The 13,098-nt window shown below is 62.7% G+C and carries 11 protein-coding genes and 1 pseudogene; 8 read left to right on the forward strand and 4 right to left on the reverse strand.

Annotated elements, in window-relative coordinates; genetic code table 11:
* Positions 1 to 52: 52 nt before the first annotated feature.
* From JO965_RS33925 to JO965_RS48420, 7 genes are all read left to right on the forward strand, one after another.
* On the forward strand, positions 53 to 1,564 hold the full coding sequence (locus tag JO965_RS33925) for a tripartite tricarboxylate transporter permease (protein ID WP_203446400.1): 1,512 nt from the start codon (positions 53 to 55) through the stop codon (positions 1,562 to 1,564).
* Between the two features lie 80 nt (positions 1,565 to 1,644).
* Positions 1,645 to 2,739 carry an Ldh family oxidoreductase gene (locus tag JO965_RS33930; RefSeq protein ID WP_203446401.1) on the forward strand — a complete coding sequence of 365 codons (1,095 nt, stop codon included), beginning with the start codon at positions 1,645 to 1,647 and terminating at the stop codon, positions 2,737 to 2,739.
* A gap of 17 nt (positions 2,740 to 2,756) precedes the next feature.
* Complete coding sequence (locus tag JO965_RS33935; RefSeq protein ID WP_203446402.1) at positions 2,757 to 3,533, forward strand: hydroxypyruvate isomerase family protein; 777 nt, start codon at positions 2,757 to 2,759, stop codon at positions 3,531 to 3,533.
* Between the two features lie 64 nt (positions 3,534 to 3,597).
* On the forward strand, positions 3,598 to 3,897 hold the full coding sequence (locus JO965_RS33940; RefSeq protein WP_203446403.1) for an antibiotic biosynthesis monooxygenase: 300 nt from the start codon (positions 3,598 to 3,600) through the stop codon (positions 3,895 to 3,897).
* Positions 3,898 to 3,949: 52 nt separating this feature from the next.
* Positions 3,950 to 5,254, forward strand: coding sequence for a DUF3422 family protein (locus JO965_RS33945; RefSeq protein WP_203446404.1), 1,305 nt, complete (start codon positions 3,950 to 3,952; stop codon positions 5,252 to 5,254).
* A 62-nt stretch (positions 5,255 to 5,316) separates the two neighbouring features.
* On the forward strand, positions 5,317 to 6,387 hold the full coding sequence (locus JO965_RS33950; protein WP_246777169.1) for an AbrB family transcriptional regulator: 1,071 nt from the start codon (positions 5,317 to 5,319) through the stop codon (positions 6,385 to 6,387).
* A 656-nt stretch (positions 6,388 to 7,043) separates the two neighbouring features.
* The gene (locus JO965_RS48420; protein ID WP_246777170.1) at positions 7,044 to 8,996 is read left to right on the forward strand and encodes a PAS domain-containing protein; all 1,953 of its coding nucleotides are present in this window, start codon (positions 7,044 to 7,046) and stop codon (positions 8,994 to 8,996) included.
* A gap of 122 nt (positions 8,997 to 9,118) precedes the next feature.
* Here the strand turns inward: JO965_RS48420 and JO965_RS33960 are convergent, their stop codons facing one another.
* The 4 genes and pseudogenes from JO965_RS33960 to JO965_RS33970 form a co-directional block, all read right to left on the reverse strand.
* Positions 9,119 to 10,105, reverse strand: coding sequence for an IS481 family transposase (locus JO965_RS33960; protein WP_203444133.1), 987 nt, complete (start codon positions 10,103 to 10,105; stop codon positions 9,119 to 9,121).
* 130 nt (positions 10,106 to 10,235) lie between these two features.
* A pseudogene (locus tag JO965_RS49690) lies at positions 10,236 to 10,385 on the reverse strand (hypothetical protein); the annotation flags it as partial.
* Positions 10,386 to 10,723: 338 nt separating this feature from the next.
* The gene (locus tag JO965_RS33965; RefSeq protein WP_203446405.1) at positions 10,724 to 10,915 is read right to left on the reverse strand and encodes a hypothetical protein; all 192 of its coding nucleotides are present in this window, start codon (positions 10,913 to 10,915) and stop codon (positions 10,724 to 10,726) included.
* Between the two features lie 183 nt (positions 10,916 to 11,098).
* On the reverse strand, positions 11,099 to 11,308 hold the full coding sequence (locus JO965_RS33970; protein ID WP_203446406.1) for a hypothetical protein: 210 nt from the start codon (positions 11,306 to 11,308) through the stop codon (positions 11,099 to 11,101).
* A gap of 641 nt (positions 11,309 to 11,949) precedes the next feature.
* Between JO965_RS33970 and JO965_RS33975 the strand changes: the two genes are divergently transcribed.
* Positions 11,950 to 12,180, forward strand: coding sequence for a hypothetical protein (locus JO965_RS33975; RefSeq protein WP_203446407.1), 231 nt, complete (start codon positions 11,950 to 11,952; stop codon positions 12,178 to 12,180).
* The last annotated feature ends 918 nt before the right edge of the window (positions 12,181 to 13,098 follow it).

The raw sequence follows: 13,098 nt of genomic DNA on the forward strand, positions 1-13,098 counted from the left end.
GCGGACCGTCTCGCCGGTCCGAAGCCGCAAAACGCATTCAAGGGCATTACCTATGGAAACGCTCGCAGCCTTGGGCCATGGCTTCTCCGTCGCCCTGACGCCTTACAACCTGTTGTGGTCCGCCGTCGGCGTGACGGTCGGGACGGCCATCGGCGTGCTGCCGGGCATCGGGCCTGCCCTGACGGTCGCCCTGCTCCTGCCCGTCACCTACAATCTTGAGCCGACCAGCGCCTTCATCATGTTCGCGGGCATCTACTACGGCGCCATGTATGGCGGATCGACAACCTCCATCCTCCTCAACACGCCGGGCGAGTCAGGTTCGATTGTCACCGCGCTCGACGGGCACGCGATGGCCAAGAAAGGACGTGGAGCGCAGGCGCTTGCCACGGCCGCCATCGGGTCGTTCGTGGCCGGGACCATCGCCACAGGCGCCTTGACGTTTGTCGCACCCCTGATGGTCAAACTCGCGTTGATGTTCGGGCCGGCCGAGTACTTCGCCCTCATGGTCCTGGCGCTGACCACAGTCACTGCGGTGCTGGGCGACTCGCTTCCCCGGGGTCTTGCAAGTCTGTTCATCGGCCTCGCGTTGGGTCTCGTGGGCATCGACCTGCAGACCGGCCAGGCACGCTTCACGCTGGGCATCGCCGAACTTCTGGATGGCATCGACGTCGTGGTCGTCGCCGTGGGACTGTTCGCCGTCGGGGAAACCCTGTTTGCGGTTTCGCGCCATCGCTTCGAGAAGGAAGAGATGTACGCCCTGAAGGGCTCCAAGTGGATGAGCTGCGAGGATTGGAGCCGCTCCTGGAAGCCATGGCTTCGCGGCACCCTGCTGGGCTTTCCGATTGGTGCGTTGCCGGCCGGCGGAAGCGAGATCCCGACCTTCCTGTCCTACCTGACCGAAAAGAGGCTGTCGAAGCATCCGGAGGAATTCGGGCATGGCGCCATCGAGGCCGTTGCCGGTCCGGAAGCGGCCAACAACGCTTCGGCCGCAGGGGTTTTGGCCCCGCTGCTGGCGCTCGGCCTGCCGACCTCCGCCACGGCCGCCATCATGCTGGCTGCCTTCCAGCAATACGGCATCCAGCCCGGACCGCTGCTGTTCGACAGCAATCCCACGCTCGTGTGGGGCCTGATCGCCAGCCTCTATATCGGCAACGTGCTGCTGCTGGTGCTGAACCTGCCGATGGCCGGTGTGTGGGTGAAGCTCCTCGAAATCCCGAGGCCGTGGCTTTATGCAGGCATCCTGATCTTCGCGACCATGGGCGCCTATACCCTCAACAACAACTTGGTCGACCTCGTGATCCTGTGGGTGATCGGCCTCCTTGGCTTCGGGATGCGCGTGCTCGACGTGCCGGTTGCGCCATGCGTCGTCGGCCTGATCCTAGGTCCTCTGGCGGAGCAGCAATTCCGCCGCGCGCTGACCATCAGCCAGGGTGACCTCAGCGTGTTCGTCACCCACCCGATCGCGCTGTCCCTGCTCGTGATCGCCGCTCTGCTGGTGCTGATCCCAGTGATCCTGCGCAGCCGCCGGGTCGGCGATCCCGAAGGCACGGCGACATCGCACTGACATTCCCTGCCTGCTCAAGCCGCGGGTGCAGCGGCAGGCCACAAGACCATTCGTTACCGAACAGATTTGAGAGCAGAGATATGACGAGCAACAACCTGGTTTCAGGCGACCGCCTCCGCGATTTCGCGACAGCCGTCTATGCATCCACGGGCATGCCGCAGGCCGATGCCCGGCTGGCCGCCGACACCCTTGTTCAGGCCGACCTCTGGGGGCATCAGTCCCACGGCGTCATGCGCCTGTCCTGGTATACGGCCCGTCTCAGGGCGGGTGTCGTCAAGCCTGTCGCCGAGCCTGAGTTCGTTACGGACGCCGGCGCTGTGGCGGTGCTGGATGGACGAGATGGAATGGGTCAGGTTCTGACGGCGCTGGCCGCGCGGGATGCCATTCGCCGGGCAAAGGCCCACGGGGTTGGCGTTGTGGCGCTGCGCAACTCCAACCATTTCGGCACGGCGATGTATTTCACGCTGATGGCAGCCGCCGAGGGATGCGTGGCGTTCCTCTCTACCAACGCAAGCCCTGCCATGGCCCCCTGGGGAGGGCGGGAGAAGACCGTCGGGACCAATCCCTGGTCGTGGGCCGCCCCCGCCGGCCGGCACGCGCCGATGGTTCTGGATATCGCCAACACCGCCGTGGCCCGGGGCAAGATCTATCTGGCCCGGCAGAAGGGTCTTCCCATTCCAACCGGGTGGGCCATCAACGCGGACGGGGAGCCGACCACCGATCCGGTCGAGGCCCTGCGTGGCGTCACGCTGCCGATGGCCGAGCACAAGGGGTATGCCATCTCGGTCATGATGGACATGCTCTCGGGCATTCTGAGCGGAAGCCAGTTCGGCAAAGGGGTGACTGGTCCCTACCAGGCCGAGCATCCCGGCGGCGTCGGGCATCTCATGATCGTCATGAACATCGAGGCCTTCCAGCCGCTGCAGGAATTCAACGGCCGGATGGAAGAGCTCATTTCCGAGTTGAAGTCCGTGCCTCTGGCCAAAGGTTTCGACGAGGTCGTGTATCCGGGCGAGTTGGAGGCCCGGAACGACGCTAGGAACCGTCGCGCGGGACTTCGTCTTCCTGACGATACGATCACCGATCTCGTCGATCTGGCACGGAAGACCGGCACCGAGTCTATGCTGCCGTTCGACAGAGCGATCATCGAAGCGCACCAATCCGTTGCAGGCTAAAGGACGGGGCTCCTTCGATGATTCGATACAGTGCACACTTGGGCTACCTGTTTGCAGAGATGCCACTGGAGAAGCGGTTCGCGGCGGCACGCCAAGCCGGTTTCATAGAGGTGGAGCATCCAAGTCCCTATGGCCTGCCGGCGGAGCGGGTAAGGAGCCTCTGTGAGGAGCATGGGTTGACCTTTGCCCAAATGGCACTTCCGGCAGGGGATGCCAGCCGTGGAGAGAAGGGCATCGCGTGCCTCCCGGGCCGAGAGCTGGATTTCGAGGCCAGTGTCAGGAAGGGCCTCGACTACGCTATGCAGATCGGCAGCCGCTTCGTCCATGTCATGTCTGGTGTCCTGCCCAACGACATGAACCGGGAGGAGGTCTGGCCGACCTACCTCCGGAACGTGGAGTCAGCCTGCAAGGCTGCCGAGGCAGCCCGGATGTCGGTATTGATCGAGCCCATCGGCGCGGCCACCCTCGCCAATTACATGATGGACGATCCCTATCTTGCGTTGCAGGCGATCGAGGAGATTGGAGCGCCCAATCTTTCCATGCTGTTTGATGCATTTCATGCGGCGAACGCAGGGATTGATCCGGTTGCCTTCGTCCAGGAGCACCACGGCCGCATCGCCCACGTTCACATTGCCGATCATCCTGGCCGGCACGAGCCAGGGACCGGGACCATCGACTTTGGCGGTCTGTTTGAAGCGCTCGACGCAGCAAACTACGCGGGGTCGATTGGGCTTGAATATATGCCGGCGGCCACGACGGAGGCAGGGCTTGGTTGGAGGAACAGCTTCCAGTGAAGGTGTCGCTGCCGATGTCACCGGGGTACTCATCTCAACACTGACCACATAGGGAGAATTCAACGTGATCTGGGAAGTGGCGGCGATCACCGTCAAGGCGGGAATGGAGTCCGAGTTCGAGGCAGGCGTGGCCAAGGCGGCTCCGGTGTTTCAGAAGGCCAGGGGGTGCAGGAGCCTGAAGCTCCATCGCTCGATTGAGAACTCCAGCAACTACCGGCTCGTCGTCGGCTGGGACACGGTGGAGGACCACATGGTTCACTTCCGAAACTCGGAGGGATTTGCCGAGTGGCGAAAGCTGGTCTCGCACTGCTTCGAGGCTCCGCCCGTGGTTGAGCATACGTCCGAAGTGCTCACCGGGTTCTGAGCGAACGCCATCTCAAGGCCTTGTTGCCGTGGTGCAGCCGGACAACTGCATCATGACTGACGGGAGGAGCCGCGTGATCCAAAGTTCGGAGATCCACCCGCTGCGGGCGCGCGTTCTTGCTGAAGTTCATGCCCGCCCATTCTCTCCCGTTGAAACCCCGACACGGCTTCTGCATCTCGCCTATGTGAACAGCGCGGAGGCGGCGGCTGCCCATCGTGACGCCCTCATCGACCTTTGCGCGCGCTGCGGCTTTCCAAATCCTGCAACCGACGCGAAGCACACGCGCATCGACACGCCGGAAGGAGTTCTGGTGTGGGAGAGCCACTCGGAGTTTACCACGTGCACCTGGGAGTTGGCGAGGCCTGGCCATGCTGCCGCGGAGCCGTTCCATCCATCGGCCAATTCCTTCCTGAGCCAACTGCCGCAACTTCCACCACCGGGTCGGCTTCTCGTCGCCGTCGACCTCCATCTCGTTCCGGACGGCGCCATCCGAACTGGGTTGCAGGAGGTCTTCGGCCAGACGCAGATCGCAGCCTCGGAAGCGGAGCAGGGTAAGGCCCTCATCGCAACGGATTTCAAGCCCGAGGCCCATGGCTGGGTGCGGGTCCTGATCATCAACCGCGGCCTGACACCCGAACAGGCTGGAGCCTTGGTGCAAAGGGTGCTCGAAATTGAGACCTACCGGACATTTGCCCTTCTTGGACTGCCTGAAGCCCAGACGCTGGCCCCGGTGATACGCCGGATCGAGGTTGAGCTGCCGGATCTGTTGCGGCAGATGCAGGAGAGCGACGACTTCGAGGCCAACCACCGCCTGCTCAACCGCATCACGGCGCTTGCGGCGGAACTGGAGGCCGGCGCAGCCGCCAGCCTCTATCGCTTCGGCGCCACACGCGCCTACGACGAGCTCGTTCGCCTGCGCCTGAACGCCATTGGCGAGCGCCTAGTGCCGGGAATGCAAAGCTGGTCCGGTTTCCTTTCCCGCCGGCTGAACCCTGCCATGCGCACCTGCGCCTCGACGGAGGAGCGGCAGGCCAACCTGTCGCGCAAGCTTGCAAGAGCGGCGCAGCTTCTGCGGGCGCGCGTTGATGTGGCCCTGGAACAGCAGAACCGCAGCCTGCTGGAAACCATGAACGAGCGCGCCCGGACCCAGCTGCGGCTGCAGCAGACAGTCGAGGGGCTCTCGGTGGCTGCAATCACGTACTATGTCGCGAGCCTCGCCCATCTCCTGTTCGAGGGGGCCCATTCCGCTGGCGTCCACGTCGATCCCAATGTGGCGACCGCGTTCACGGTTCCGTTCGCCCTCATTGGCGTGGCTTGGCTGGTCCGGCGGATCCGCCGCGGACACAGCGTTGATTGAGAGCGGCAAGATCGAGGAGGTGAGTTGAGGTGCTTGGGATCCGAGGGGCATTGAAGGGATGGTTGCGAACGTTCACACCTGCGTCGTTCCCGTACATCCGGTTCATCGCCGCCCTGCTGGTTGGCACAGCCGGGGGGTGGATCTTCGCGCGAGCAGGTCTGCCCCTGCCGTGGATGCTCGGCTCCATGACGGCGTGCACGCTGGCTTCACTCGTGCGGGCACCGATTGCCGCGCCTGGCGCCGTGCGGCCGCCGATGACGATGATCATCGGCGTGATGCTGGGGACGGGGTTCACACCACAGATCATTGAAAGCGTGGGGAACTGGATCCCGACGGTGCTCGGCTTGGCAGGCTTTATTGCGGTCAGCGGCGCGGCCTGCGTCACCTACTTCCGCCGGGTTGCAGGATTTGATCGCCCGACGGCCTACTTTGCCGGCATGCCGGGCGGCTTGGTGGAGATGGTGATCGCCGGTGAGGACAAGGGCGGCGATGCCCGTACTATCGCGCTTGTCCATTCGGCCCGTGTACTCCTAGTCGTGCTCACATTGCCGTTTCTTGTGCGCCTGATCAGCGGGGCTCCGCTCGGCGCACGACCCCAGTTCGGCGTGTCGGTATTCGAGACGCCATTGCGGGACGAGATATGGCTCCTCGGCACCGCGCTGGCCGGAGCGTTGCTCGGACACTTCCTGCGGCTGCCGGCCCGGCTGCTCCTCGGTCCCATGCTGGTCAGCGCGGCGGTCCACGCCCTCGGCTGGACGCGCTTTGCTCCCGCCATCGAGATCGTCAATGTCGCGCAGCTGGTGCTGGGCACAAGCATCGGATGCCGCTTCGCCGGCACGGCCCCGCGGGAGATCATCCGCATCCTCGTGCTGTCGCTTGGGTCCACGGTGATCCTGCTCACCATTACGGCCGTCTTCGCGGCCGGCGTGAGCCACGTGTCATCTTATGGCCAGGTCCCGCTGCTGTTGGCCTACTCGCCCGGCGGTCTGGCGGAGATGAGCCTCGTGGCATTGTCCCTTGGCATCGAAGTGGCCTTTGTGGCCGCTCATCACATCGTTCGAGTGTTCATCGTCATGCTGGGAGCCGCGCCGGTGTTCGCTCTCTTCCAATGGGAGAAAGTGAAGGGGCCCTAAGCCTCCTGCCGTGAACGGGGAGGCATCGGCTAAGGTCAGCAAGTGGCACGCCTGAGACGTAAGCTCGAAGGCAGCAATCCTCATCGAAGCGGACGTTCCCAAAGCGCAGGGAATCTCGGTTCCTGACCCAGAGCAGCCCTTCGGGCACACGCAGTCTGAAAAGGCACGCCTGCTCGACAGGCTCGGCCAGTTCGGCATGGCCATTTGCCGTTTGACAAGACGACACCCGTGATGGGTCGAGGGCGGCAGTGGCTACTTGGACTGGCGTTTACCTCTGAGATTCAGCTCTCAGCAGTCTCGGCGATCTGCGAGGCGAGTTTCCTAAAGGTCCTGTCTCTACAAAAAGAAAGCGCCCTCTCTTCCAGGGGCGCTCCAAGGTCCGACCCGTAGGGGCAAAAGTAATCGTGCCGGAATGGTTTATCTATTCGGGCGCATCCGCGTTGTCATGTCGGCACACTACGACGGAGAAATACCCTCCATCGGCTCGATGTGACCCTGCGTCATAGCAGTGTGGCGTTCTCGAACGGAGCGGAAGGGCCGATGGGCGCGACTGATAGCCTTGGTGGAGGTGCCAGACCTCTTATCGCCAAGATTGGTCGGTTCTGGTCGATGGCAAACGACGGAGAGACGGCGGCTTGCGCACGAGGCAATTTTTGATGGGCAGCACCATGGGGGCCCGAATCCAGGCGTATGACTGGTCAGGCTCGCCGCTAGGTCCCATCGAAACCTGGCCGGAAGCGCTCCGTATCACGCTCGGCAACATGCTCCACTCTGCATTCGCGACCTATCTCGCATGGGGGGCGGATCTCATCACCTTCTACAATGACCCCGCCCTCAAGCTACGCGGGAACCGACCGGAGGCACTCGGGCAACCTCTGCCGCAGGCTTGGTCCGAAATCTGGGAAATCGCTTCGCCGATGGTCACGCGAGCCCTTCGTGGCGAGACGACCTATGTTCAAGACGTGCCCATCGACATCGTGCAGCGAAGAACCCACCCCGAGGAGACCTGGTGGACCGGCTCAGTCAGCCCTGTCATGGACGGGGCTGACCAGCTTGGTGGCGTTCTGATAATCTTGCAGGAGACCACAGAGCGCGTGCTCACTGAGCAGCGGCTTCGGTTTCTGGTCGATCTGAGCACACGCTTACGTGGGGTGGCTGGCGCGCGCGAGGTCATGGCCACTGCCGCGGAGATGCTGGGACGCCACCTGAGGGCGAACCGCGCCGGGTACTATGAACTAAGTGAGGGTGGTGAGTCCTTTGCGGTTGAGCGCGACTGGACCGATGCCACAACTCCAAGCTTTACCGGCGAGCACCGCATCAGTGACTTTGGTCCTCTGATCGACCACGAGTTGAGGGCGGGTCGCACCGTGTGCATCGACGATGCCCTGGCGCATCCGCTCACCGGGGAAGATCCCGTCGCCGCCGAGTTCCTCCGGGCGGGAAAGCGCTCAACCATCATTGCGCCCCTGGTCAGGGACGGTCGGCTGGTCGCATCTTTCTATGTTCATCACACCGAGCCGCGCCATTGGCGCGATGACGAGGTATCGCTGATTCAGGAGGTGGCCGAGCGCACCTGGACCTCGATCCTGCGAGCCCGGGCCGAGACGGCGCTCCGGCACAGTGAGGAGCGTTTCCGGCAGTTTGCCGAGCACTCCTCCACGGTGCTGTGGATCCAGGATCTCGAAACCCACGAGATGGAGTACGTCAGCCCGGCTTACGAGGCGATCTGGGGCGAGCCTGTGGAGGTCGCCTTACGCGATCCGGGTCACTGGGCCAAGGCCCTTCACCCCGACGACCGTGACCGGGCTAGCACCACCCTCGAGCGCGTCCAACGTGGGGAGGAGGGCACGCACGAGTACCACATCATCCGGCCTGACGGTGGTGTGCGCTGGATCCGTGACACGTTCTTTCCGATCCGAGATGAGCAGGGACGGATCCGGCGGGTGGGCGGCATCGCCCAGGATCTCACCCAACACGAAGGCTCCATAGTCTATGTGGTGGATGGCGACGAGGCCTCACGTCGCGACCTGAGCCTTCTGCTCCAGGGCGCTGGCTACGAGGTGAAATCCTTTGCCTCGGCGCAGTCTTTCCTCGCGGTGGCGCCGGTGTTGGTGCCAGGCTGCGTGGTGCTTGATACGCGCAGCCCCGAAGCCGGCGGGCTGACGATTCCGAGAGAACTGAAGGCGCGCCGGGCCGGGCTGCCGGTCATTGTGCTCGGTGAGGCTGGCCGGAATGTTGCGGTTGGGGTTCAGGCGATGAAGGCCGGAGCCGTGGATTTCCTCGACATGCCGTATCAACCTGAACAGGTGCTGGATGCGCTCGCCTCGGCCCAGGCGACCATCCGCGAGAGGGCCGAGCAGGATCAGGCCACCGAGCGCGTGAAGGCGCTCATTGCGGCGCTGCCGCCGCGCGAACGGGAGGTGCTGGATGGGCTGCTGGCCGGGGGCACGAACAAGACGATTGCACGAGACCTTGGGCTCAGCCCGCGCACGGTTGAGGCGCACCGGGCCCGCATCATGGAGCGGCTGGGCGCTCAGAGCCTGCCCGAGCTGGTGCAGATTGCGGTTGCAGCCGGCTTGCAGTCCAAACCGCAGGATCGGCAAGGCTGACCACACAGGTGATAGGAAACGGCACGACCCGCGTCTCTAATGCGGTCGGACCGCGTCTGAGAATGGCACGGTAAGAATTGTATCCCCAGATCCATCGGCGATCTCGATGACCGCTTCTCGCACTAGTTGTCTGGATGCGAGACCTCCTTGGCGTGAGCGACGACCTGGAGGGCTTGAGGCAAAGCGTGTGGATCGGGTGGCTTCGCGCGCCGATTGGCCAGCTTCGGCTCAGCGACCAAGCGGCTTCGCACGACCTCGTCCGGTGATCGCCCCTTGAGCACGCGCTGGCGTCTTCTGTTGTAGGCTTGGTTGAAGCCCTTGAGCAGCGTCTCCAGATCCCCATGGCTGTAGATCGTGATGCCGAGCACTTCACGCTGCACCCGTCCATTGAAGCGCTCGGCGAGACCGTTGGTTTGCGGCGTATACGGCTTGGTCCTGCGATGCTCCACCTTCAACTGGTGGCAGGCGTCCTCGAAGCCATCAGCGGTAAAGCACGAGCCACGGTCGGTGAGCACGTGGGTGACCTTGAAGGGAAACGCGCGGATCGCTTCTTTGAGGAAGGCAATCGCGCTTATGGCCAGCTCGTCGTCTTTGACGGCCAGGTGCACCCAGCGCGAGCAGCGGTCGATGGCGACATAGAGGAAGCGTTTGCGGCTCTCGCCATTGGCGGTTCTCAGCTTGGGCAGGTGTTTGATGTCCATGTGCACGAAGCCGAGATCGTAGTCCTTGAAGGTGCCGCTCCGGCGCTGGCGCTGCTGCGCCGGTGGCAGGCGGCCTAAGCCTTCAGCCTTGAGGATGCGGTAGACCGCATCACGGTTGAGATGCGGCAGGAAATGCGTGACCACGAAGGTCAGATCGTCGAGCGGAAAGCCGGTGGCCTGCCTCAGGGCGCAGACGATGGCGCGTTCCTCCTCGGTGGCCCTCCAGGGCAGCTTGTGCGGCCGGCTGCTGTGGTCCTGACAGTCTTTGGGGCCGCGCTTGCGCCATTTGCGGACCGTCTCGGTGCTCACACTGAAGCGCTGGGCCAGCACGCCCGTCGGCTCGGATGAGCGGGCAATCTCCTGGCGGACGGCTGGAGTGGTGCGGGCTTGCGGATGAAGGGAGTGCATCATGTCCTCCTGCGATGAGGAGCTCGGCGCCGCAGGCCGTCAAAGCGCCAAGCATACTCCTCAATCGCGCAACGCACTTGGTCCCAACAACGTTCCGCCACCAGACAACTAGGTCATCCACTTCGTCCACGAGCTCCCGAGCCACTTTCACAGCTTCCGCAAAGGCGGCATCGAGATCGGGCAGCTCTGTGCCGTCTGGATCTACCTCGAGCTTGTCCCCGTTTCGAATGTGGAGATAGTACAGGGGCATCATGATAAGAAACCTGTGCTGGGTGAGCATTATAGGCGTCAGACCACAGATGCCCAGCCCTGGCTGGAGCGGTACCAGAGTAAAGCTGGATTACGCTAAACATCCGCAATGGGCTTGGGCATTACAAGCTGCAATCCTGCTGCGGCGCAGGTGCGGATCCGAAAACCTCTCAACCGGCAGCAGGCGGCAGATCAAGCCGGCGGATGAGGTGTCGAAAACCAGGTATTTGATCTCTGGACTCTCATAAACGTCCACGCTCTCGGCCGATGAGCCGAGAGCGTTCATGTCAGAACCCGAGAAGCTCAAGGCGCGCGGCTGGCCCGCTCGGCGGCCTTCTCGGCCTGCACGACACGGTGCGTGTGGCCTCCTCAGCTGCCATGGGAGAGTTGTTGGAGCTCCTGTCGATACCTGTGAGCCCTCTGGAGCGCCTCGGCCGCGCGCCGCTCATGGAACGAACGCTGGAACTCGGTATGGGCGTGCCGCGCATAGTGAATGTGCGTCTGGGCTGCGGCCTCGCAGGCTCTGATCAGGGAGCCCAGCTCTACACGAACCTGGATCATTGTTCCTCCTTCCAGTTTGAGTGGTGAATGATGCTAGCGACCACATCTGTGCCAAACAGAGGATGTCGGTACGAGTTGGCTGCGCTTGCACTCCTGCCTATTCCGTCCTTCTCGGCCCCAAGCCGGTGACGATGGAGCCTCTCTGGAAAGTTCGAGCAGGCAAACCGATCAGCGTTGACACCTTCAGGCAGCGAAAGACTGGCGGTGCTGTTGCCGCCGCAGCGTTTCCAGCAGGTCCACGTATGGCTGGCGCTTCTCCCAATGAGCGGCTTTGATCTTGCTCTTGATGTGCACTTTCAGCTTTGGCTCGCGAGCACTCACCTCAACGTTTTCCAGCTCGACCTCGGCCGCAAAGTCGATGTCACCTAGCGTATGGAGAACTTCTCTCATCATGGCGTCGAGGCTCGGCGAGGCTATGCGATAGGTCCGGTGGGATAATCAGGCATAGTTTCCTCTTGGTGTTCTTGCTTCTTGGCCTAAGAGATGCCGGCATCAACTTGGATTAACAAGTGCTGAGGGATGGGTAGGGTTACGACGGATCTTTACGTACTCCCCTGGAGAGAGCTTCCGGCTGAACGCCAGCCTCGCCGGCGAGGATAGTATCCATGCAGTGCCTGTCACTAACGGCTCGGATCTGATTTCACATCAGTCAGCGGGGCAGGGAGCAAGGGGGTCATTCACCGGACCAATCCTGCCTGAACTGCTCAGCATGCCGATGCTGTGGAGGCTGCCTTCTGAGCCTTTACGGAACAATCCGTAGGGAATCTCCGACTGGTGCCCGTTAGGGTCAGAAGTTATCTCAGGTTAATGGCAGGCAGCGACGATGCCTGCGGTTTAGGGAGAGAGCCGCCCAGAGAGGCGGCGAGACGCCAAATCGATCGAGGAACGAGCTAAGGGGGTGGCACGGATGTGCGGCCACCCCCGAAACTTGGCCCCCCTTCCGCAACAGGTTCGCCTGAAGAAGATCTGGTGAGGGGCGCGATCAAGTTTGCTTTTGGAAGCCTCAAGAACCCGTCAGGGAGGGACACAAGTCCATGGACAAGGCTGCGAACGATAATCGCGTTGCTGAACTCATCGCTATCTTGTCCACGACGTTAGCCAACATTGATGTCGAGTATGAGCTCGAGTTGGCGCGGATCCGGGTGACGGCCAAACCTAATCTCACAGCAATGATCATGGACACGGTACGCCAGCGGCACGTCGAGCGCCGCACACCCTATGTCCGGCAGATTGCCGAGCTGCGGAAGCGGACGGGTCAGGGATAAGGCCGGATTGCCGCGCTCGACCGCGGTTGTGTGTTGGGACTGCAGCCAGAGGGGCACAGATGCCGGAGACGCCTGCATTTGACCAGCCTCTCATAACAGCAACTGCAAGTGCCGGCCCGGTGCCGCCGGGAACCGAAAGGGTGGAGTACCTGATCGAAGGGATCGGGATTGCCATCTTTGTCACGCTGGCGGTCAGTGCTGCTGTCATCCTGATCGAAACCGCCGGGGGTGATCCAGGGGCATTGCCCCCTTTTCATTTGGGATTGCCATCTGTTCCGCTGGGGCACTTTGTGGGCAAACGTTTCGTGGTTCCGCGGATTGGGGTCTCTAGGTGCCCTCAGCGGCCAGAGCATGATTGCCGGTTGCGTCTCCATCCCGAGGGCGACAAAGCGCCGGGATATCCCTATGCTCATGAAAGGACAATCACGGTTCTGCCGATGGTCTGCAGTTGGCACGGGGCTGACCTAAACCGAACTTCTGCAAGAGGCGAGCGAAGCGGACCTTTACACGGTCACGCTTAGAGACCGTCCCTGACCCCTTCCTGACCTTCGCCAGATGACGGGACCCGGAAGCCCATGCGGGCGCCCCGCAGCGGTCCAAGCGACGCGTCGCTGTAGCAGATCCGGTTGCGAAGGACGCTTGACCCCGCAACTCCGGATCACCCTTGTTGGCTTGAAGCGATGGGTTCCGTTCCATCCACCCAGGATTGGGTAGCGGCCTCGCGGGCGGTCCGTTCGTCCTGGAAACCCTGATCCGTGCTCTTCTCGAACCCGCAGACGTGGCACTGTACAGAGGCGGTGAAGTACCCGTCTTTCGTGGCAACGCTCAGGACTGATGCCGCGTCACATGAACACTTTGGGCACGATGTCTGGACCATATGGTCCTTTCTCTCCATAGCGAGGGCCGTCAGGAAGCGAG

This window comes from Microvirga sp. VF16 (genome assembly GCF_016864375.1).
Taxonomy (GTDB): Bacteria; Pseudomonadota; Alphaproteobacteria; order Rhizobiales; family Beijerinckiaceae; genus Microvirga.

Bases quoted from the DNA above. Each gene is read 5' to 3' on its own strand.
- JO965_RS33925 (WP_203446400.1), top strand. From the start codon at position 53: ATGGAAACGCTCGCAGCCTTGGGCCATGGCTTCTCCGTCGCCCTGACG.
- JO965_RS33930 (WP_203446401.1), top strand. From the start codon at position 1,645: ATGACGAGCAACAACCTGGTTTCAGGCGACCGCCTCCGCGATTTCGCG.
- JO965_RS33935 (WP_203446402.1), top strand. From the start codon at position 2,757: ATGATTCGATACAGTGCACACTTGGGCTACCTGTTTGCAGAGATGCCA.
- JO965_RS33945 (WP_203446404.1), top strand. From the start codon at position 3,950: ATGACTGACGGGAGGAGCCGCGTGATCCAAAGTTCGGAGATCCACCCG.
- JO965_RS48420 (WP_246777170.1), top strand. From the start codon at position 7,044: ATGGGCAGCACCATGGGGGCCCGAATCCAGGCGTATGACTGGTCAGGC.
- JO965_RS33960 (WP_203444133.1), bottom strand. From the start codon at position 10,105: ATGCACTCCCTTCATCCGCAAGCCCGCACCACTCCAGCCGTCCGCCAG.
- JO965_RS33965 (WP_203446405.1), bottom strand. From the start codon at position 10,915: ATGATCCAGGTTCGTGTAGAGCTGGGCTCCCTGATCAGAGCCTGCGAG.
- JO965_RS33970 (WP_203446406.1), bottom strand. From the start codon at position 11,308: ATGATGAGAGAAGTTCTCCATACGCTAGGTGACATCGACTTTGCGGCC.
- JO965_RS33975 (WP_203446407.1), top strand. From the start codon at position 11,950: ATGGACAAGGCTGCGAACGATAATCGCGTTGCTGAACTCATCGCTATC.